Below are 21135 nucleotides of genomic sequence, written 5' to 3'. Positions count from 1 at the left end.
CCGCGCGGGCGGTCTCAGGCACCGCCGGACAGCAGCTCCACCACGCGGCGGGCCGTGGCCTCGTCCCGGGCCGCGGTGAACGGCAGGGCGTTGCCACCCGTGATGCGGAACGGTGCACCCGTCCGGGTGAGATGGGTGCCGCCCGCCTCCTCGACCAGGAGCAGTCCCGCCGCGTGGTCCCAGGCCGCTTCCCAGGAGAAGGCCGTGGCGTCCAGCACGCCCTGGGCGACGCTGAGGTACTCCAGACCCGCCGAACCGCACGAACGCGGACGGACGCCGTCCGTCCACAGGCCGAGCAGCGCGCGCTTCTGCTCGTCCGTCGTGTAGTACGGGTGGGAGGTGGCCACCTCCAGGTCGCGGCCCGGCTCGGGCGAGCCCGAGCGCAGGCGCTCGCCGTCGAGGAACGCGCCCCCGCCCCGTATCGCCACGGCCAGCCGGTCGTGGGCCGGTGCGTATGTCCACGAGGCGCGCACGACACCGCCCTGGGCGAGCGCGACAAGCGTGCAGAAGCCGGGGTCGCCGTGGACGAACTGACGGGTGCCGTCGACCGGGTCGACGATCCAGACCGGCGCCTCGCCGTGGACGGCCTCGTATGTCGCCGGGTTGGCGTGGACCGCTTCCTCGCCCACCACGACCGAGCCGGGCAGCAGCTTCACGAGCTGCTCGGTGAGGTAGATCTCGGCCTTGCGGTCGGCGTCCGTGACCAGGTCGTGCGGGCCGCTCTTCTCGTCGATCTCGTGCGCGGCGAGCTGCCGGAAGCGCGGCATGATCTCGGTGGCGGCCGCCGTGCGGATCGCCTCCTCGACGTCGGAGGTGCCGTGGGTGAGAAACTCGTCGATGGTTTCGAAGTCTTCGATCATGCCCCTATGAGAGCACGCGCCGCTGACAATCCCCGCCGGTCCGGTGTACTCGGGGTGGAATCGGCATGAAGACGGGGCTGCTTCGCGCGTGACGCGTGCCACCCGCCGGCACACCTCGAAGCCGTGCGACCGCACCGGTTCAGCGTCCGACGGCGTACCCCTGCATTCCCCGCGGGTTCGCCGCGGCGGACAGCACGCCCGTCTCCGGGTCCCGGGCGACCGCGCACAGCCGGCCCTCCGACCAGGCCTCGCCGACCGTGACCTCATGGCCGCGGCGGCGCAGTTCCTCGATCACCCCGGGGTCCGTGCGCGACTCCACGGTGACGCTGCCGGGGCGCATGCCGCGCGGGTGGAAGGAGCCGGGGAAGCTGTCGTTGTGCCAGTTCGGGGCGTCGATGGCGCCCTGGAGGTCGAGGCCGCCGCGGACCGCCGGGCGCAGGGTGGCGGCAAGGAAGAAGTGCAGCTGCCACTGGTCCTGCTGGTCGCCGCCGGGCGTGCCGAACGCCAGCACCGGCACCCCGTCGCGCAGCGCGATCGAAGGGGTGAGGGTGGTGCGGGGGCGTCGCCCCGGCGTCAAGGAGTTCGGCAGGCCCTCGTCCAGCCAGCTCATCTGGAGGCGGGTGCCGAGCGGGAAGCCCAGCTCGGGCACGACCGGGTTGGACTGCAGCCAGCCACCGCTGGGGGTGGCCGCGACCATGTTGCCCCAGCGGTCGACGACGTCGATGTGGCAGGTGTCGCCGCGGGTGGCCCCGTCGGCGGTGACGTCCGGCTCGCCGGGCACCGCAGAGGTGGGGTGCTTGGCGACGGTCGGTTCGCCGACCCCCATGGGGTCGAAGCCGGGATCGCCGACGGCCGGCATGCGCGCGTGCCTGCTCAGCCGCGGGACGCGGCCTCCGGGGGCGCCGGGACGCAGCTCGTACGACGCCTTGTCGCCGACCAGGGCGCGCCGCTCGGCGTTGTACGCGTCCGACAGCAACTCGTCCAGCGGTACCTCGGCCGCGTCGCCGTACCAGGCCTCGCGGTCGGCCATGGCGAGCTTGCAGCCCTCGATCAGGAGATGGACGTAGTCCGCGGAGCCGTACCGCGGCAGTTCGGGCGGGAGCAGGGCGAGCTGCTGCAGCAGGACCGGCCCCTGGCTCCAGGGGCCCGCCTTGCACACGGTCCAGCCGTTCCAGTCGTACGTCACCGGGGCCTCGTACGCGGCGGACCAGCCGGCCAGATCGTCGGCCGTCAGGGTGCCGCTGTGGCGCTCGCCGCTGTTGTCCATGGTGGGCCGCCGCGCCTGGCGCACCAGCGCCTCGGCGATGAATCCCGACCGCCACACCTGCCGGGCCGCCTCGATCTGTGCCACCCGGTCCCCGGCCCCGGGCACCTCGGCGAGCAGCCGCTTCCAGGTGGCTGCCAGCGCGGGGTTGCGCAGCAGCCGGCCGGGGCTCGGAGCCGTCCCGCCCGGCAGGTACACCTCGGCCGAGGAGGTCCACTCCGTCTCGAACAGCTCGCGCACGCTCTCGACCGTCTCGCCGACGCGCTCCACGGGCGCGTGCCCGTGCTCCGCGTATCCGATGGCGTACGTCAGGACGTCGGCGAGGGACTTCGTGCCGTGGTCGCGCAGCAGGAGCATCCAGGCGTCGAAGGCGCCGGGGACGGCCGCGGCGAGGGGTCCGGTACCGGGCACGAGATCCAGGCCGAGGCCCCTGTAGTGGGCGATCGTGGCGCCCGCCGGTGCGACGCCCTGCCCGCACAGCACCCGCACCTCGCCGCCCGCCGGGGCGAGGAGGATCGGAACCTCGCCTGCGGGCCCGTTCAGATGCGGCTCCACGACGTGCAGCACGAACGCCCCCGCCACGGCTGCGTCGTAGGCGGTGCCGCCGTCCTCCAGGACGGCCATCGCCGACTGCGAGGCCAGCCAGTGCGTCGAGGACACCATGCCGAAGGTGCCCTGGAGGGTGGGCCGGGTGGTGAACATCGGGACTCCTCACTGCTCACGGGGCCGGTCCGGTGATCGTACGCATGCGGTGGGCGACCCGGCAGGGGTCATCCCTTTCGTCCGTCGATGTCCGCGTCAGGGCCGGTAGCAGGGGTACTCGACGGCCATGAACCAGATGCACCGGAACACCGGAACGGGCGGGACGGGGGACCAGCGCCACGGCGCTCCCGGCGACGCGCAGCCAGGGCGGCCCACGGTGCAGCCGGGCGGGGTTCCGCCGGGCGAGACCCCGCCGGCAGAGAGCGGCATCGAGGATGCCGTTCCGCAGGTGGAGTACCAGAGGACGCGGGGCTGGGCCAAAGCACCGCTGGCCATCATCATGATCCTCGTGGTGCTGGTGGCCGGGTTCTTCCTGGCCTACGCGCTGTCGCTCAGGCTGTGAGGAAGGGGGCCGCGACATAAGGGGCACTCCGTGGCGAGAGGCGTCGAGGCGGACGCCTCTCGGGGGCTGAACCGCTGTCACCACGCAGGTACGCAGCGAGTTCATACTTCCGCCCTACCGGCAGTCATGTGACACTGGCGTCCCGTCCGCTGTGCGGACTCCTCCGCACCGTCCCCCACGAGAAGTGCGCCGTGCGTTCTCTTCCTCTGCCGCTCGCCCTCAGTGCGCGCCTGGCGCCGGTCGCCGTGCTCGCCACGGCGGGCTGGGCCCTGTCGTCCGGTCCGTTCGCCGCGACGCCGACCGCCGAGCACAGACCCACCGGGCAGGCGCCGGGCACCGCGAACACCCAGTCGGCCGCCGCTCCCACGACGTCGGCGGCGACGGCGACGAAGACGTACTCCTCCTCTCCCGCGCCCTGTGCCGCCGTGGCCACGGAGACCGTCAAGTCCCTGGTGCCCGGCGCCAAGACGGACGGGAAGGAGATCCCCTCTACGGACACGAAGGTGCGCCGCACCTGCTCCTGGAACGCCCTCAAGGGCTATGACTACCGGTGGCTCGACGTGTCCTACGAGATCACCGGCTCGGACGCGGCGGCGCAGAAGTCCTACACCGCGCGCACCACGGACAAGAGCGGCGGAGGCGCGGTTCCCGGTCTCGGTGACTCGGCCTACTCCGTCGTGAACCTCACCACCCAGGACAAGCAGGAGACCCGCGAGGGCGTGGTACTGGCTCGCGTGTCCAACGCGCTGGTGGTCGTCACGTACAACGGCAGCAACTTCGAGACCAAGAAGGCGCCCGGTGCGGACGAGATCAACAAGGGTGCCATCAAGGCCGCCAGGGAAGCGGTGACCGCGCTGAAGGGCGGTCAGAAGAACTGACCGTCCTGCACGCGCCTCGGGTGGTCGGGCCGTGCCGCTCTCCCGGCCGCGCAGCAGCATCAGCGCCACGTACAGCACCAGCGACGTGCCCAGCCCCACCGCCCAGCCGTAGTCGGCGAGCGACGACAGGGCGGCAATGCGCTACAGGTCGGCGAGGTCCAGTCGGGCGCGGCGCAGGATCCAGTACTCGGCGATGAGGATGCCGGCCACCGCACGGTTCTCTGCTGTGCGCCGCCCCAGCCGCTTCAACAGGCGCACGCGGCCGAGAAGTCGCCCCGGCAAGTAGAAGACGAACCATAAGAATGTCTGTCGCGTGCTCATGGGAGCAGGGTGGCAGGAGGCACTGACACGGCCCGGTGAGTGGCACTACGGGCGTGGGAGCCGATCCCGCGGTCGATCTCCGCCCAGACCCTCTTGCCCGGCCCGGGTTCGGTGTCGACGCCCCAGCGGGAGGCGAGGGCGTCGATCAGGATGAGGCCGCGGCCGGTCTCGGCGTCGGGGACCGGAGACGTCGGGAGTCGCGGGAGGCGTTCGCCGCGGGGGTCGGCGATCTCGATGCGGATCGTGCCGGGGCTGTGTGTCAGACGCAGGGCGATGTCCCGGCCTGGCACGCGGCCGTGGAGGACGGCGTTGGCTGCGAGTTCGGCGACGATCAGGGCGGCGGTGTCGGAGGCGTCGGAGCCGTACGGGACTCCCCAGGCGTCGAGTTGGTGGATGGTGAGCCGCCTGGCGAGTCGGGCGGCGCGGCGGGTGGCGCTGAGGCGCTGGCTGAACACACGTACGGTGACCGGGGCTTGGGCGTGTGGCGCTGTCATGGAGGTCAGCGTTCCGGCAGAGCGGGCGGTTCAACCAGGCACGACACTGGTACAGCCGCGTTGTACTGGTTCACTCGCTGGACAGGGCGCGTGACACCCCGTAACCATGTGCGGGTTGAGCGCGTGGTAGGTACGGGAGGGGGCCGGGCGTGGTGGACGTCGAGGGCGCGGGGGCCGGGGGTGGCGGCAGTGAACCAGAGGCGTCGGACAGCCTCAAGACCTTCGGCGCGGTCCACAAGGCGCTGCGGGAGACAGCGGGGCTGACGCAGGAGGAGTACGCCGAGGTCGTCGGTTACTCGGTGCACGCCATCGCCAAGCTGGAGCAGGGTAGGCGGTTTCCGCAGCCGAGGTTCATCGAGCGGGCGGGTGAGGTGCTGGAGGCGCCGCGGGTGCTGCGGGCAGCTGCGCGGAACCTGACGCGGAGGCAGGGGCTGGCGTCGTGGTTCCAGCAGTGGGCGGGGATCGAGGAGGAGGCGATCTCGCTCTATGCGTACGAGTGCCGGGCGATTCCGGGGTTGTTGCAGCCGGAGCCGTACATCAGGGCGATCTTCGAGAGGCGGTTGCCGCCGGTCACCGAAGAACGGCTTGAACGGGAGGTCGCGGCGCGGCTGGAACGGCAGCAACTCCTCGGCCGCAGGCCAAACACAGCGTTCAGCTTTGTCATCGAGCAGGCTCTCATCGTACGACGGGTGGGCGGCTGCGAGGTCACAAGGGCACTCATCGACCACCTGTTGGGAGTCGGAGAGCTACGCAACGTCGAGATCCAGATCATGCCACTTCAGCAAGAGGATCACGTGGGCGTTGACGGACAGATGTACCTGTCGGAGACTCCGGATCACCAGTGGTTCGGCTACACCGAGGGGCAGCGCTCAAGCAGCTTGATCAACGCGCCAGAGGACGTGAGTGTGCTGCTCCAGCGGTATGGCAAGCTGCGTGCGCAGGCCCTCGATTGCAGGGCCAGCGTGAGCCTGCTGAAGGAGATCCGAGGAGCGCTATGAGCACCACTGAACGGGCGTGGTTCAAGAGCAGCTATAGCGGCAGCGAGGGCGACAACTGCATCGAGGTCGCCGTGGACGAGTCCATCCACGTGCGCGACTCGAAGCAGCGAGAGCTGGGGCAGCTCGCCCTCTCCCCCGCCGCCTGGTCGGCGTTCATCGCCCACGCGGCCAACACCCAGGACTGAAGTCGCCTACCGCGCTTGGTGGATCAGAGCTCTTCCGCTCTGGCCCACCAAGGCGATACGGGCTACTCGCTCCCCATCCGGGCCGACCCACACCGGATCGAGCCCGAACTCCTTCGCTCAGTCGGGCAGCGCGACGGTGAGGTCCACCTCGACCAGCTGCCCTGCGAAGCCCAGCTGCGCAACCCCCAAGAGCGTGCTGGCGGACGTGAAGGCCGGCCCGAGAGCGGAAGCGGTAAGCCGGTGCCAGGCGAGACCCAGGTCCTCCCTGTCATCGCTCCGCACGTAGATCACCGAACGCACCACGTGCTGCGGCTGAGCATTCACCGCCGCAAGGGCAGCAAGTGCGTTCACGACAACCTGATCGACTTGCACCTCGAGGGAGCCCGGGCCGACGAGAGAGCCGCCCTGGTCGAGGGGGCACTGCCCCGCCAGGTAGGCCGTTCGGCCGGTCTCCACCACGGTGATGTGGTTGTAGCCCGGTGTCTCATGCAACTGATCGGGGTTGATGCGGCTGATCTTCGCTGTCATGCCATGAGTCTGACCAGTCTGCCCCCGACACGCACCGAAATTTGTCCCACCGCGCGACCGCCCGACGCGGCGCGAGGTTAAAAGAACAAGCTCAGATCCTGAAGGTCGGTGCCAACCGTGCGGAACTCACCTGGACTTGGGCACCGGGCGCGAACCTCCTGCCGTCAAAGCCCGACCTCCACTGTCCCCGCCCCTCCTTGAGGACGAACCCCTGGTCGACGTTACCGCGCCCTGCCGACGGACCGGATCCGTCTTTCACAGCTCGGTCACCACCGGCACGGCCGGATGCTGCTGGCCGGGTATGCGGGCCGTGGGCGCGGGCACCAGGTCGGCTCAGGGAATCGAGCCTCCGTCAGACCCGGAGCGGTTCAGACCGCCACCTTTCCACCGCAGGCCACGTCCTGCCTCACGGCAGTTGCCAGAGCCGCGAGTAGAGAGACAGCGTCCCGTCCCATGGATCCGAACCAGGGAAGGGCCTCCGACGCAGGTCAGAGGCCCTTGCCCAACCTGTCCTCGGCGTGTCCGTCGGCCGGTTGGCGGTTCAGCTGTCCTGGTTCTGCCTACGGCCGAGGCTGAGCAGGGTGTAGACCAGCAGGGCGGAGGCCAGGCCGACGGCCCAGCCGTAGTCGGCCAGGGGCTTGAGGAACGGGATGACGCCGTCGGCGGGGAAGGGGCCCTGCTTGACGCCCTTGACCACGGTCGAGTACGAGCCGCCGACGGCCAGGACACCGCCGACCACGAAGGCCGCCACCGCGCGCAGGTTCCAGCCGCCGGTGTACCAGTAGCGGCCGCCGAGCTGATACAGCTCCCCCAGCGCCAAGCGGGTACGGCGCACGATCCAGTAGTCGACGACGAGGATGCCGGCCACGGTGCCGAGCAGGCCGCCGACGAAGCCGAGCCACGTGAAGATGTACACATGCGGGTTGGCGATCAGCTTCCACGGCATGATCAGGACGCCGACCACGCCCGTGATCAGCGCGCCGGTGCGGAAGCTGACCAGGCGCGGCAGCAAGTGCGACAGGTCGTACGCCGGGGAGACGACATTGGCGGCGATGTTCACCGACAAGGTCGCCACCATCACGATCACCAGAGCGAACAAGGCGCCGACGGTGTTGCTCATCTTCGCGCTCAGTGCGATCGGATCCCAGATCGGCGCCCCGTAGACGGCCTGGGAGCCGGACGTGACCAGCACCGACAGGATCGCGAACAGTGTCATCGTGGTCGGCAGGCCCAGGGCCTGGCCCCACAGTTGGGCGCGCTGGCTGCCGCCGAAGCGAGTGAAGTCCGGGATGTTCAGCGACAGCGTGGACCAGAAGCCGATCATGCCCATCAGGGAGGGGAAGAACACCTTCGCGAACCCGCTCCCCCAGCCCAGGCGCGAGGGCTGGTCCAGCAGCGGGCCGAAGCCGCCCGCCTTGGCGGCCATGAACCCCAGCAGCACCAGCGCGCCGACGATCACCAGCGGCGCCGCCCAGTTCTCCACCCTGCGCAGCGTCTCCATGCCACGGGTGATGATGGCGACCTCGACCAGCCAGAACACACCGAAGGACAGCCACTGGGTCCACGGCGTGCCCGCTATCGGACCGGCGTTCAGCCAGCCGTGGCCGAACAGCTTGCCGGCCAGCAGGAAGATGCCTTCCCCACCGATCCAGGTCTGGATGCCGAACCAGCAGCACGCCACCGCCGCCCGCACCATCGCCGGCAGGTTCGCCCCGCGCACCCCGAACGACGCCCGCGCGAACACCGGGAACGGAATCCCGTACTTGGTGCCGGCATGACCGGTCAGCAGCATCGGCACCAGCACGATCACGTTCGCCAGCGCGATCGTCAGCACTGCCTGCTTCCAGTCCATCCCCAGCGCCACCAGCCCCGACGCCAGCGTCCACGACGGGATACAATGCGCCATCCCCACCCAAAGGGCGAGATAGTTGTAGGTCCCCCATGTCCGGCGCGCAATCGGGACCGGCACCAGATCCGCGTTGGCGAAACGCGAATCGTCCAGCACCGCCGGATCGGGCAAGGCGACCCGGCCGTCCGGATACACCTGCTGCACAACGGCCGGATCGGCCAGGGTTCTTCCTCTGGAGGACATCGGGACCACCTCGTATCGCGAAGACTCATCTGGGGATGCGGACTCCGGGAAGCTCAACTCATCCCCGGGAGTACGACGAACGATGGACGAAAGGCCGTGCGGGCGATGCCGATGGGGGGTGCGCCCCCGGGGACGAATCAACAGGGAGCGCCCTGGCCCCTTCCCGGGACGGGAAGGGGGCGAGTTGGGGGCGGGCGGGCCAAAAGGCCTGCGGGGCTAGCCGTTGACGGCCGGGATGACCTGCGTCCCGTACGCGTCGATGACGGCTTCCTGCGCGTCGTGCATGTCGTACACGGCGAACTGGTCGACGCCCAGCTCGCGCAGGGCGTTGAGCTTCTCGATGTGCCTCTCGACCGGGCCGATCAAACAGAACCGGTCGACGATCTCGTCCGGCACGAACTGGGTGTCGGGGTTGCCGCTGCGCCCGTGGTGGGCGTAGTCGTAGCCCTGGCGGGCCTTGATGTAGTCGGTGAGTTCGTCGGGGACGGCGGACGAGTGCTCGCCGTACTTGGCGACCAGGTCGGCGACGTGGTTGCCGACCATGCCGCCGAACCAGCGGCACTGCTCACGGGCGTGGGCGAGCGCCTGCGGCGAGTCGTCCTCGGTGACGTACGCCGGGGCGGCCACGCAGATCGTGACGTCCCCGGGGTCGCGGCCGGCCGCGACCGCCGCGTCCTTGACCGCCTTGACCATGTACTCGGTCAGATACAGGTCGGCGAGCTGGAGGATGAACCCGTCGGCCTCCTCTCCGGTCATCTTCAGGGCCTTGGGGCCGTACGCGGCCATCCAGACCGGGAGTTCGGCGCCGGGCTTGATCCACGGGATCCTGACCACGGTGCCGCCGAGGTCGGCCTCCTCGCCGCGGGCCAGCGCGCGGATGACCTTCATGGCCTCGCTGATCCGGGCCAGGGTGTTGGGCTTGCGCCCGGCGACGCGCATCGCGGAGTCGCCGCGCCCGATGCCGCAGACCGTGCGGTTGCCGAACATGTCGTTGAGGGTGGCGAAGGTGGAGGCGGTGACCTCCCAGGTGCGGGTGCCCGGGTTCGTCACCATCGGGCCGACCGTCAGCTTCTGGGTGTTCGCCAGGATCTGGCTGTAGATCACGAACGGTTCCTGCCACAGCACGGCCGAGTCGAAGGTCCAGCCGTAGCGGAAGCCGTTGCGCTCGGCGCGCTTCATCAGGCTGATGACCCGTGAGGCCGGCGGGTCGGTCTGCAGGACGAGTCCGAAGTCCATGTGCGCCACTCCTAGTTGAGGTACTGACAGGTGGAGCGGGGGGTGTAGACGCCGTGTCCCGCGCGTCCGGTGAACTCCCGCTCGGTGATGACGGGTTCGCCGCGCGAGAGGACGGTCTCGACCCGGCCGGTGACGCGCTTGCCCTCGTACGCCGAGTAGTCGACGTTCATGTGGTGCGTCTCGGCGGAGATGACCTGCTCGGCGTGCGGGTCGTAGATGACGACGTCGGCGTCCGCGCCCGGGGCGACGGTGCCCTTGGTGGGGTAGAGGCCGAACATCCGTGCCGGGGCGGCGCAGGCGATCTCGATCCAGCGGCGGCGCGAGATGTGCCCGTCCACCACGGCCTGGTGCAGCAGGTCCATACGGTTCTCGACGCCGGGCAGGCCGTTGGGGATCTTGGAGAAGTCGCCCCGGCCCAGCTCCTTCTGGCCCACGAAGCAGAACGGACAGTGGTCGGTGGAGACCACCTGGAGGTCGTTGGTGCGCAGGCCCTTCCACAAGGCCGCCTGGTGCTCCTTCGGCCGCAGCGGGGTGCTGCACACGTACTTGGCGCCCTCGAAGTCCGGCTCGGCGAGGTTGTCGGTGGACAGGAAGAGGTACTGGGGACAGGTCTCGCCGAAGACGTTGAGCCCCTCGTCGCGCGCCCTGGCCAACTCGGCGACCGCCTCCTGCGCCGAGACGTGCACGACGTACAGGGGCGCCCCCGCGACCTGGGCGAGCTTGATGGCGCGATGGGTGGCCTCGGCTTCCAGAAGGGCCTTGCGGACCTCCCCGTGGTAGCGCGGGTCCGTCTCGCCACGGGCCAGCGCCTGCTCGACCAGCACGTCGATCGCGATGCCGTTCTCGGCGTGCATCATGATCAGACCGCCGTTCTCGGCGGAGCGCTGCATGGCGCGCAGGATCTGGCCGTCGTCGCTGTAGAAGACGCCGGGGTAGGCCATGAACTGCTTGAAGGAGGTGACGCCCTCCTCGACCAACTGGTCCATCTCCTTGAGCGTCTCCTGGTTGACGTCGGAGACGATCATGTGGAAGCCGTAGTCGATGGCGCAGTTGCCCTCCGCCTTGGCGTGCCAGGCGTCCAGGCCCTCGCGCAGGCTGTGGCCGACGCTCTGCACCGCGAAGTCGACGATCGTCGTCGTCCCGCCCCAGGCGGCGGCCCGGGTGCCGGTCTCGAACGTGTCGGACGCGAAGGTGCCGCCGAACGGCAGCTCCATATGGGTGTGGGCGTCGACCCCACCCGGGATCACGTACTTGCCGGTGGCGTCGATGGACCGCTCGGCCGTGAAGGCCTCGGCGGCCGGGGTGCCGCTCGCGGCGAGGGCGGCGATGCGGCCGTCCTCGATCAGGACATCGGCGTGGATCTCGTCGGACGCGGTGATGACGAGGCCACCGCGGATGACGGTACGGCTGCTCATGCTCCCTCTGCTCCCTTACCTGCGTGGACGCTCCGCTGGGGTGCGGTCGGACAGTGCGGGTGGTTGCTGGCTGGTCGCGCCCACGCGGCGGAGCCGCGTGTCGGACCGCTGCCCCGCGCCCCTTTCGGGGGCGCGGCGGCCGGCCTCCTTCACGGCGCGGTCAGCGGCGTGTACGCGCCCGGCGCCCGGTCCCGGTAGAACTGCCAACGGTCGCGGACCTCCCGTAGCTTCGCCATGTCCAGGTCGCGGACGACGAGTTCGGGCTCCTTGTCGCTGGCCACCTCGCCGACGAACTGGGCCTCCGGGTCCACGAAGTAGGACGTCCCGTAGAAGTCGTTGTCGCCGTACTCCTCGACGCCCACCCGGTTGATCGCCCCGATGAAGTACTCGTTGGCGACGGCCGCCGCCGGCTGCTCCAACTGCCACAGATAGCCGGACAGACCGCGTGAGGTCGCCGACGGGTTGAACACGATCTCGGCGCCCGCGAGGCCCAGCGCCCGCCAGCCCTCCGGGAAGTGGCGGTCGTAGCAGATGTAGACGCCGACCCTGCCGACCTTGGTGTCGAAGACGGGCCAGCCGGAGTTGCCCGGGCGGAAGTAGAACTTCTCCCAGAATCCCTTCACCTGGGGGATGTGGGTCTTGCGGTACTTGCCGAGGTACGAGCCGTCCGCGTCGATCACCGCCGCGGTGTTGTAGAGCACGCCGGGCTGCTCCTCCTCGTACATGGGCAGGACGAGCACGATGCCCAGTTCCTTCGCCAGCGCCTGGAAACGCTTGACGATCGGGCCGTCCGGGATCTGCTCGGCGTACTCGTAGAACGCCGGGTCCTGGACCTGGCAGAAGTACGGCCCGTAGAACAGCTCCTGGAAGCACAGGACCTGAGCACCCTGCGCGGCGGCGTCGCGTACCGCCTGCTCGTGGGCCTGGATCATCGATTCCTTGTCGCCGGTCCAGGCGGTCTGGAAGACGGCGGCACGGATCACTCTGCTCATCGGGACCTCCGGTCGTGGCTCGGTGTCCGGCGAGCTTAGGAAGCCGGTCGGGCCGGTTTGAGTCGCACCGTGTCACGTCTGCGGGCGCCTCGCGTTCCACGGTGTCACCCCGCCCCGTACGCACCGGTTTCCCGCTCTTTTCCACGGCGTTTCACCCCTGTTGGGCGTCGTGCGCGAGCAGCGCGATGTGCACGGAGGCGGCCTGTTCGAAGTCGTCGAGGTCGACCCCGAGGCGGCCCTCGATGGCCTCCAGCCTGCGGTAGAGCGCGGGACGGCTGACGTGGTGGAGCTGAGCGGTGCGGGACTTGTTGCGGCCGGTGGCCAGATAGGTCCGCAGCACGGGCAGCAGCTCCTGCTCGGCGTCACGCCCGCACAGCAGCCCGTCGAGCTCCCGCTCGGCGAAGGACTGCACGTGCGGGTCGTCGCGCAGCAGCCTGATCAGACCGCGCAGATGGACGTCCCTGAGGCGTACGACGGCAGGGAGGTCCAGCGCGGCGGAATGGTCGGCGACGGCGTCCGCCACATGCTGGGCCTCGCGCAGCCCGGCCGGCACGTCCTCCCAGGCGGCGCGCGGGTCGGCAGCCGCGACGACCGTCCCGCACGCCCCGGACTCCGTCCGCAGCCGGGCGGCGAAGTGCGCGGTCAGCGCCTGGGCGTCCTGGTCGCGGGCGAGGCTGAGCAGGACGGCGGTGGCCCCGTCGGCGAGTTCGGCGACGAGTCCGTGCAGCCCCAGCAGCCGCAGCACACGGTCGAGCCCGGCCGCCTCGCCGTCGCTGACGACGAGGGGCACGAAGGTACGGCGGTTGACGGGCAGCCCGGCCGCGCGTGCCCGCGGTAGAAGCTGGCGGGCCGGTACGGCCCCGGAGACGAGGTCGGTGAGCAGGCTCTGGGCGGACTGCTCCTCCCACGAGTGCGCGGTGCCGCCGAGCATTCGGTGCAGCACCAGGGCCTCTGCGGCGCGCTCCGCGAGGAGGCGCCCGATGGGGCCCTCGCCGCGATGGCCGCACAGTACGATCCGGCCCCAGCGCTCGCCGCGCCCACCGAGTTCGGCGCGGACCCAGCCGTCGCCCTCGCTGCCGCCCGCCTGCCGGGCGATGCGCCCCCAGTCGCGCAGTACGTCGTCGACCGCGGACCGCTCGCCCGCCGTGGCGAGGACACGGTGGGCGAGGTTGGTGAGGATCACGGGGCAGCCCGCGTGCACGGCGATCTCGTCGAGCAGCCGCTGGAGCGGGGCGCCCGCCGTGATGAGCCCGGTCAGGGCCGTGCGTACGGACTCCGACAGGCTCACGGCCGCGAACTTCCGCCGCACCAGCCGGGACTGGACCTCCTCGGTCAGTTCGGCGAAGGGGAAGGGCCGGTGCAGGACCACCATGGGCAGCCCGCAGCGCTCGGCGGCGCGGCGCATCACGGCCGGGGGCGAGGGGAAGGCACGGCCGAGTCCGAGGACGACGGCGGCGGCCTCCGCGCGGTGCAGGGACCTTATGTACTCCGCCTGCTTGTCCTCGTCACCGGCGAGCAGTACCCCGGTGGTCAGGACCATCTCGCCGCCGCTGAGCATGACTCCGACGTCGGGTGCCTCGGCGACGTGCACCCAGCGCACCGGCCGGTCGAGGTGCCCGGCGCCGGCCACCACCTCGGGCTCTCCGGCGAGCACCCGGTCCAGGGTGAGGACCTGGCGTACCGACAGGGCGGGTTCCAAGACGGTGGTCATGGCGACGTTCCCTTGCTCAGGTTCCTATGGGAGACACCTCAGGACGGCGCTGCCCGGGATGCGGCTCGTCACTGGACGCTCCTGAGGGCACGGTCCAGGATCGTGGCGCCCTCCTCCGCCTCCGCGACCGTGAGCGTGAGCGGCGGGGCGACGCGCAGCACGCTGGTGTTGTGGCCGCCGCCCTTGCCGATCAGCAGACCTCCCTCACGGGCGGCCTCCAGCACGGCGGCAGCCGCGTCCGGGTCGGCCTCGTCCGTGCCGGGCCTGACCAGCTCGACGCCGATCATCAGGCCGCGCCCGCGCACCTCCCGTACGACCGGGAGCTGCGCCGCGACGGCCCGCAGCCGCTCGATGAGCAGTCCGCCGACACGCCGGGCGTTGCCCTGGAGGTCGTGCTCCACCAGGTAGGTGAGGTTGGCGAGGCCGGCGGCCATGGTGATCTGGGTGCCGCCGAACGTCGAGATGGAGTTGGCGTCCAGGCAGTTCATGATCTCGGCGCGGGCGACGACCCCGCCGATGGACATGCCGTTGCCGATGCCCTTGGCGAAGGTGAGGATGTCGGGCGGACCCGAAGCGGCGTGAGCCTGCCAGCCCCAGAAGTGGTCGCCGGTGCGGCCCCAGCCGGTCTGCACCTCGTCCGCGATCCACAGGGCGCCCTGCTGGTGGAGCACATCGCGGAAGGCCGCGTACAGGCCGTCGGGCGGGGAGGTGAAGCCGCCGACGCCCTGGATGGGCTCGGCGATCAGGGCGGCGGGCGGCCGTGTGTGCCCGAGCAGGTCCTTCAGGTCCTCGACGCAGGCCGCGATGAACTCGGCGTCGCCGAGGTGGGCGTAGGGGCCGCGGGTGCGGACGCCTCCGTGCACGTACAGCGTCTGCAGCGGTGACAGCGAGGTCGGGGACCAGCCGCGGTTGCCGGTGACGCCGATCGCGCTGAACGAGCGGCCGTGGTAGCTGTTGCGCATCGCCAGGATCTGGTTGCTGCGCCGGTAGGTGGTCGCCAGCAGCAGCGCGGTGTCGTTGGCCTCGGTGCCGGACGTGGTGAAGAAGACACGGGCGTCCGGGATACCGCTCAACTGGGCGATGCGCTCGGCGAGTTCGACCATCGGCCGGTTGAGGTAGAGGGTCGAGGAGTGCAGGATCCGGCCGGCCTGCTCGGTCACCGCCTTGGTGACCTCGGGCAGGGCGTGCGCGGTCATGGTGGTGAGGATCCCGCCGAAGAAGTCGAGGTACTTCCTCCCGTCGGCGTCCCAGACGTGGCGGCCCTCGCCATGGGTGATCTCCAGGGGGTCCTTGTAGTACAGGGCCAGCCAGTCGGGCAGGACGGCCTTGTGGCGGGCGTGGAGGTCGGTCACGGCTTCACCAGTCCTTCGTACGCGTCGGGGCGGCGGTCTCGGTAGAAGGCCCACTGCTGCCGCACTTCTTCGATGAGGTCGAAGTCGAGGTCGCGGACGACGAGTTCCTCCTCCTTGTCGTCGGCGACCTCCCCCACGAACTGCCCGCGGGGATCGACGAAGTAGCTCGTGCCGTAGAAGTCGTTGTCGCCGTACTCCTCCCGGCCCACCCGGTTGATCGCGGCGACGAAGTACTCGTTGGCGACGGCGGCCGCGGGCTGTTCCAGCTGCCAGAGGTAGGCGGACAGGCCGCGCGAGGTGGCGGACGGGTTGTAGACCAGTTGGGCGCCGTTCAGGCCGAGTTGCCGCCAGCCTTCCGGGAAGTGGCGGTCGTAGCAGATGTAGACGCCGACCTTGCCGACCGCGGTGTCGAAGACGGGCCAGCCCAGGTTGCCCGGCTTGAAGTAGTACTTCTCCCAGAAGCCCTTGACCTGCGGGATGTGGTGCTTGCGGTACTTGCCGAGACAGGTGCCGTCCGCGTCGATCACGGCGGCGGTGTTGTAGTAGAAGCCGGACTGCTCGATCTCGAAGACGGGGACGACGATCACCATGCCGGTCTCGCGCGCCAGTTCCCGCATACGGGTGACCGTGGGGCCGTCCGGCACGGGCTCGGCCCAACGGTAGTGCTCGGGCTCCTGGACCTGGCAGAAGTAGGGGGCGTTGAAGACCTCCTGGAAGCCGATGATCTTCGCCCCCTGCCGGGCCGCCTCACGGGCGTGTTCCACATGCTTGGCGATCATGGATTCCGTGTCGCCGGTCCAGGTCGCCTGGACCAGTGCGGCGCGTACGACGTGGGCCATGGTGCCGCTCCTTTGCCTGTTGTCCCGGTAGGGACGTCAGAGAGCCTCTACGCCCGTAGACACAGGTGGTAGAGGCTCGAACGTAAGCCTCGGGGACGGCCTTGCCAAGACCATCGTCGTTAACCCGCGAAGTCGATCAGGTTTCGCACCCCCGTGGGCGAGTGGTCCGATTGTCGGTGGACCGCTCAGGCGGTGAATCCGGCCACCCGGAGGGCGTGCACAAGATCCCAGTGCCGCTCGTCGGAGACCCCACGGGCCGCCTCCAGCAACAGCGGTACGAGCCGCTGCGGGTCCGCCACGGCACTGCGGGCGGCTTCCTCCGGCGGGCGGATGCGTACGTACGCGTCGAGGAGGGCGCGCACCTCGCGGTGTCGGCCGTCGGCGTCGAGCCCCAGCACGGCCGCGCCGATCTCGTCCGCCGGCCGCAGGACGCCCTGGCGCAGCATCTGCTCACCGTCGGCGGTACGGCCGGCGGCGATGAGGGCGTCCGAGGCCGCGACCAGCCGGTCGACGGTCATGGATGCGGCCTCCCACAGCAGGGTGGCCCAGTCGGCGTCCAGGCCCGCGCGGTGGAGTTCGGCGGCGAGCAGGGGGTAACGCGCGGCGGGCCACTGGGCGGCCTCGACGAGCAGGGCGTGCGCCTCGCCGCTACGGCCCTGGGCGCGCAGCCGGGCGAGCGTGGCGACGGTGTCGGCGGTGATCCGCCGGTCCGCCTCGTCGGAGGCCTCGCGACGCGGCTGGGGCGCCGTCTGAGGCTCCTCGGCCGCCGCCCCGGCGAACCGGGCGCCGCGGAGGCTGCGACGGCTGGGAGCGGGCGCAGGCGCGGGCGCGGGCGCATCGGCCGGGGGCACGTCCGGGACGTCCATCGCACCGGCGAAACGGGCACTGCCTCGGGGACGGCGCTTGGAGCGCTGCCGGGCGGGGGGTTCGGGGGACGGGGCGGGGGGTTCTGGGGACGGGGCGGGGGGTTCTGGGGAGCGGGCGGGAGACACGGAGGCTTCGGCGGAGGGTTCGCGACCTCGGGCGGGCTCTCCGGAGGCCGGGGCGTGCGGCGCGGTGGGAGCGCCGGCCGGCCGAGCACCGGGCCGAGGGACCTCGGGGCGAGGGCCGGTCCCCCGCACGTCCCCGGCCCGGGGTGTCCCGGATGCCACCACGCCCTGCGCCGGGGAGCGCAGGGCGTGGTGGTCGAGGGCTTCCATTCGGCGGCGGAGTTCCGCGCAGCGGGCCGTGGCGCGCTGGTGGTCGTCCTGGGCCCAGGCCAGGTCGAGGCGTAGCGACTCGGCCTGTTCCCGGTTGGCGGCCGCCTCCAGCCGACGCCGGAGGTCCGTCGTCCGCTCCGCCGCGTACCGCTTCTCGCGGAGCATCACGTCGAGGCGGTCGCCGAGGGCGTCCCGGCCGCCGGGCCGGGCGTCGTACGCGTCGAGCGCGGCACCGTGCAGCGGCCTGGCCCGCTCGGCCTCCCGCGCGGCGGTCGCCGGTCCGTATGCGGCGGCGAGGTCCCGCAGGAGCGCCTCCACGACGTCCCAGGGCGGCACCTCCCGGCCGTCGCGGCAGGCCCGCATGCCGTCGGGGTCGCGCTGCCAGAACACTCCGCACCAGCCGTCGCCCTGGTCGAGCCGCGCCAGCAGCCCATTCAGGTAGCTCGCGAACTCCCGCATCCGTCCCGGGAGTTGATCCACAGCCATCGCCCAGCTCCCGCCCGAGTGAAGTCCTCCGGTCCGGTAGACAACACCAGCCGTGTTACAGATGGGCTACAGCGAGCTTTCAGACGGGACGCGGAGCGCTCAACGGGAGCGCGCGGGACTCGTGCGCTCCCCGGGCCCGGCCGGGACGCGCCCCGATCACACGGCGGCCGGCGCGCACCGCCCGGCGACGGTGGCGATCACGCGGAGGGGCCCGCGGATCCTCACGGCACGGTGACGCGCACCGCAGTCGCCCGACGCCATCCAGCACGTGGGCGACGGCGTGCCTGGACATGCCCCCCGCAGGGGATCGTGCCATCGTGGTCTACGGGCGCCAGCCGCCTCACGGGTGTAACCGGGCCCCCCAGGGGCACTCGCGGCAACCGCCACGTCGATCAACGAGCGTGTCCCGGGCCCCCCGCCGGGACGCCGGAACGGATGGCCATGACCAGCGGGTTCAACGGTCCGCAGGGCTACGGCCCGGACCCCTTCGCAGAGTACTTCGCACGAATCTTCGGCGGACAGCGTCCCGGTCCCCGGCAGATCGACCTCGGCCGGATGCTGAGCGAGCCGGCCCGGCAGCTGGTCGTCGGAGCCGCGCAGTACGCCGCCGAGCACGGCAGCCGTGATCTCGACACCCAGCACCTGCTGCGCGCCGCGCTCGCCACCGAACCGACCCGGAGTCTGCTGAGCCGCGCCGGGGCGGATCCCGACTCGCTGGCGACGGAGATCGACCAGCGCTCCGGCCCGCCCCGGCAGACCTCGGGCGAAGCGCCGCCGCCCACCTCGCTCTCCCTGACGCCCGCCGTCAAACGCGCCCTGCTGGACGCCCACGAACTGGCCCGCGCGAGCGGCGCCGGCTACATCGGCCCCGAGCACGTCCTGAGCGCCCTGGCGGCGAATCCCGACTCGGCGGCCGGGCACATCCTCCACTCCGCCCACTTCGCGCCCGCCGCCCCGCAGCCGGAGGCGGGTGAGGCCACCCAGGCGCGCCCAGAACGACCGCGTGCCACCAGGACCCCCACCCTGGACAAGTACAGCCGCGATATCACCGACCTCGCGCGTCAGGGCCGTATCGACCCGGTGATCGGACGGGACGACGAGATCGAGCAGACCATCGAGGTGCTCTCGCGCCGCGGCAAGAACAATCCGGTCCTCATCGGCGAGGCGGGCGTCGGCAAGACCGCCATCGTCGAGGGGCTCGCCCAGCGCATCGCCGACGGCGACGTGCCCGACATCCTCCTCGGCCGCCGGGTCGTCGCCCTGGATCTGACCGGTGTGGTCGCCGGCACCCGCTACCGGGGCGACTTCGAGGAGCGGCTCAACAACATCGTGGGCGAGATCCGCGCACACTCGGACGAGCTGATCGTCTTCATCGACGAGCTGCACACCGTCGTGGGTGCCGGGGGCGGCGGCACGGAGGGCGGTTCCATGGACGCGGGCAACATCCTCAAGCCCGCCCTGGCCCGCGGCGAACTGCACATCGTGGGCGCCACCACGCTCGGGGAGTACCGCCGCATCGAGAAGGACACGGCGCTGGCCCGGCGCTTCCAGCCCATCCTGGTACCCGAGCCGACCGTCGCGGACGCCATCGAGATCCTGCGCGGGCTGCGCGACCGCTACGAGGCCCACCACCAGGTCCGCTACACCGACGAGGCACTGATCGCGGCGGTGGAGTTGTCCGACCGCTACCTCACCGACCGCCATCTGCCCGACAAGGCGATCGACCTGATCGACCAGGCCGGCGCCCGGGTGCGGCTGCGCGCCCGGACGAAGGGCACGGACGTACGGGCCATGGAGCGCGAGGTCGAGCAGCTGACCCGGGACAAGGACCAGGCGGTGGCCGACGAGCAGTACGAGCAGGCAACGCAGTTGCGCGACCGTATCGGTGAGCTGAAGCAGAAGATCGAAGAGGCCTCCGGCGAGACCGAGGCCGACGAGGGGCAGCATCTGGAGGTCACCGCCGAGGCCATCGCCGAGGTCGTCTCCCGGCTGACCGGCATCCCGGTGAGCCGGCTCACCGAGGAGGAGAAGCAACGGTTGCTCGCCCTGGAGGAGCATCTGCACCAGCGGGTCATCGGGCAGGACGAGGCGGTCCGCGCGGTCGCCGACGCGGTGCTGCGCTCACGCGCCGGACTGTCCAGCCCCGACCGTCCGATCGGCAGCTTCCTCTTCCTCGGTCCGACCGGCGTCGGCAAGACGGAGCTGGCCCGCGCGCTGGCGGAGGCGCTGTTCGGCAGCGAGGAACGCATGGTCCGCCTCGACATGAGCGAGTACCAGGAGCGGCACACCGTCAGCCGCCTGGTGGGCGCCCCGCCCGGATACGTCGGCCACGAGGAGGCCGGGCAGCTCACCGAGGTCGTACGGCGGCATCCGTACTCGCTGCTGCTGCTCGACGAGATCGAGAAGGCGCACCCGGACGTCTTCAACATCCTGCTGCAGGTCCTCGACGACGGCCGGCTCACCGACGCCCAGGGCCGCACGGTGGACTTCACCAACACGGTCATCGTGATGACCAGCAACCTCGGCTCCGAGGCGATCACCCGGCGCGGCGCCGGCATCGGGTTCGGGGCGGGCGGCCCCGAGGCGGACGAGGAGGCGCGGCGCGAGCAGATCCTGCGTCCGCTGCGCGAGCACTTCCGGCCCGAGTTCCTCAACCGCATCGACGAGATCGTGATCTTCCGGCAGCTGACGTCCGAACAACTGCGGCGCATCACCGACCTGATGCTCGACAAGACACGGCGTCGGCTGCACGCCCAGGACATCGACATCGAGTTCACCGAGCGGGCCGTCGATTGGCTGGCGCAGCGCGGCTTCCAGCCGGAGTACGGTGCCCGGCCGCTGCGCCGCACCATCCAGCGGGAGGTCGAGAACCGGCTCTCCCGGCTGCTCCTGGACGGCGAGATCGAGCCTGGCGGCCGGGTCGTGGTGGACGCGGAGGACGGGCAGCTCGTCTACCGCACCCAGCCGCCCGCTCCGAAGGCGGCGGCCGGGGCGGCCGCCCCTCCGGCGGAGCAGAGGGCTGAGGCCTGGGCTCCCCCGGAGCCGGGCGCGGACGCCGCCACCAGGGACGTCGCACCCCCCACTCGGCCGGGCGGAGAGACCGAACCCCCCGCGGTGCAGGGCGGCGAGACGGCCCGCCCCGAAGGGGACCAGGAGTCCCCTCCCGAGTAGGCCGCCTGC

17 protein-coding genes and 1 pseudogene are annotated in these 21135 nt (G+C 71.1%); 5 read left to right on the top strand and 13 right to left on the bottom strand.

Going from position 1 to position 21135, the window contains the following annotated elements; translation table 11 throughout:
- Positions 1 to 14: 14 nt before the first annotated feature.
- Both ASC56_RS24795 and ASC56_RS24790 read right to left on the bottom strand, forming a co-directional pair.
- The gene (locus tag ASC56_RS24795) at positions 15 to 860 is read right to left on the bottom strand and encodes an inositol monophosphatase family protein (protein WP_055493737.1); all 846 of its coding nucleotides are present in this window, start codon (positions 858 to 860) and stop codon (positions 15 to 17) included.
- Between the two features lie 139 nt (positions 861 to 999).
- Positions 1000 to 2826: a gamma-glutamyltransferase family protein gene (locus ASC56_RS24790; protein WP_055493736.1), complete on the bottom strand. Its 1827-nt coding sequence runs from the start codon at positions 2824 to 2826 to the stop codon at positions 1000 to 1002.
- Positions 2827 to 2953: 127 nt separating this feature from the next.
- Between ASC56_RS24790 and ASC56_RS24785 the strand changes: the two genes are divergently transcribed.
- Together ASC56_RS24785 and ASC56_RS24780 are read left to right on the top strand one after the other, a co-directional pair.
- Positions 2954 to 3229, top strand: coding sequence for a DUF6480 family protein (locus ASC56_RS24785; RefSeq protein ID WP_371330272.1), 276 nt, complete (start codon positions 2954 to 2956; stop codon positions 3227 to 3229).
- A 191-nt stretch (positions 3230 to 3420) separates the two neighbouring features.
- On the top strand, positions 3421 to 4107 hold the full coding sequence (locus ASC56_RS24780) for a hypothetical protein (protein ID WP_055493868.1): 687 nt from the start codon (positions 3421 to 3423) through the stop codon (positions 4105 to 4107).
- A gap of 36 nt (positions 4108 to 4143) precedes the next feature.
- On the opposite strand, the pseudogene ASC56_RS39935 reads toward ASC56_RS24780, so the two are convergent.
- Positions 4144 to 4317, bottom strand: a pseudogene (locus tag ASC56_RS39935) (nitrate reductase); the annotation flags it as partial.
- Positions 4318 to 4424: 107 nt separating this feature from the next.
- Positions 4425 to 4922 (bottom strand): ATP-binding protein, encoded by a 498-nt coding sequence (locus tag ASC56_RS24775; RefSeq protein WP_055493735.1) that lies wholly within the window; start codon positions 4920 to 4922, stop codon positions 4425 to 4427.
- A 149-nt stretch (positions 4923 to 5071) separates the two neighbouring features.
- Here ASC56_RS24775 and ASC56_RS24770 point away from each other — a divergent pair, with 149 nt between their 5' ends.
- Both ASC56_RS24770 and ASC56_RS24765 read left to right on the top strand, forming a co-directional pair.
- Complete coding sequence (locus ASC56_RS24770; protein WP_055493734.1) at positions 5072 to 5920, top strand: helix-turn-helix transcriptional regulator; 849 nt, start codon at positions 5072 to 5074, stop codon at positions 5918 to 5920.
- Positions 5917 to 6105 (top strand): DUF397 domain-containing protein, encoded by a 189-nt coding sequence (locus ASC56_RS24765; protein WP_055493733.1) that lies wholly within the window; start codon positions 5917 to 5919, stop codon positions 6103 to 6105. Before ASC56_RS24770 ends, ASC56_RS24765 begins: the two co-directional genes overlap by 4 nt.
- 117 nt (positions 6106 to 6222) lie before the next feature.
- Here ASC56_RS24765 and ASC56_RS24760 read toward each other — a convergent pair whose 3' ends face one another.
- The 9 genes from ASC56_RS24760 to ASC56_RS24720 all read right to left on the bottom strand — a co-directional run bounded on the left by ASC56_RS24760 (position 6223) and on the right by ASC56_RS24720 (position 17955).
- Positions 6223 to 6633 carry a RidA family protein gene (locus ASC56_RS24760; RefSeq protein WP_055493732.1) on the bottom strand — a complete coding sequence of 137 codons (411 nt, stop codon included), beginning with the start codon at positions 6631 to 6633 and terminating at the stop codon, positions 6223 to 6225.
- Between the two features lie 541 nt (positions 6634 to 7174).
- Positions 7175 to 8725: an NCS1 family nucleobase:cation symporter-1 gene (locus tag ASC56_RS24755; RefSeq protein ID WP_055493731.1), complete on the bottom strand. Its 1551-nt coding sequence runs from the start codon at positions 8723 to 8725 to the stop codon at positions 7175 to 7177.
- A gap of 216 nt (positions 8726 to 8941) precedes the next feature.
- On the bottom strand, positions 8942 to 9961 hold the full coding sequence (locus ASC56_RS24750; protein ID WP_055493730.1) for a TIGR03842 family LLM class F420-dependent oxidoreductase: 1020 nt from the start codon (positions 9959 to 9961) through the stop codon (positions 8942 to 8944).
- Between the two features lie 11 nt (positions 9962 to 9972).
- Positions 9973 to 11376, bottom strand: coding sequence for a dihydropyrimidinase (gene hydA / locus ASC56_RS24745; protein ID WP_055493729.1), 1404 nt, complete (start codon positions 11374 to 11376; stop codon positions 9973 to 9975).
- A 149-nt stretch (positions 11377 to 11525) separates the two neighbouring features.
- Positions 11526 to 12368: a nitrilase-related carbon-nitrogen hydrolase gene (locus tag ASC56_RS24740; RefSeq protein WP_055493728.1), complete on the bottom strand. Its 843-nt coding sequence runs from the start codon at positions 12366 to 12368 to the stop codon at positions 11526 to 11528.
- A gap of 151 nt (positions 12369 to 12519) precedes the next feature.
- Positions 12520 to 14079, bottom strand: a complete 1560-nt coding sequence (locus tag ASC56_RS24735) for a PucR family transcriptional regulator (RefSeq protein WP_055493727.1) — start codon at positions 14077 to 14079, stop codon at positions 12520 to 12522.
- A 68-nt stretch (positions 14080 to 14147) separates the two neighbouring features.
- On the bottom strand, positions 14148 to 15431 hold the full coding sequence (locus tag ASC56_RS24730; protein ID WP_055493726.1) for an aspartate aminotransferase family protein: 1284 nt from the start codon (positions 15429 to 15431) through the stop codon (positions 14148 to 14150).
- Entirely contained in the window at positions 15428 to 16270 is an 843-nt protein-coding gene (locus ASC56_RS24725) for a nitrilase-related carbon-nitrogen hydrolase (protein WP_055493725.1), read from the bottom strand. The genes ASC56_RS24730 and ASC56_RS24725 overlap by 4 nt, the downstream gene beginning before the upstream one ends.
- 185 nt (positions 16271 to 16455) lie before the next feature.
- The gene (locus tag ASC56_RS24720; protein ID WP_055493724.1) at positions 16456 to 17955 is read right to left on the bottom strand and encodes a hypothetical protein; all 1500 of its coding nucleotides are present in this window, start codon (positions 17953 to 17955) and stop codon (positions 16456 to 16458) included.
- A 441-nt stretch (positions 17956 to 18396) separates the two neighbouring features.
- On the opposite strand from ASC56_RS24720, the gene ASC56_RS24715 reads away from it, so the two are divergent.
- Complete coding sequence (locus ASC56_RS24715) at positions 18397 to 21126, top strand: ATP-dependent Clp protease ATP-binding subunit (protein WP_234377052.1); 2730 nt, start codon at positions 18397 to 18399, stop codon at positions 21124 to 21126.
- Positions 21127 to 21135 lie beyond the last annotated feature (9 nt).

This window comes from Streptomyces sp. TP-A0356 (genome assembly GCF_001417775.1).
Classification (GTDB): domain Bacteria; phylum Actinomycetota; class Actinomycetes; order Streptomycetales; family Streptomycetaceae; genus Streptomyces.
This window is presented reverse-complemented; position numbering and strand designations above follow the sequence as displayed.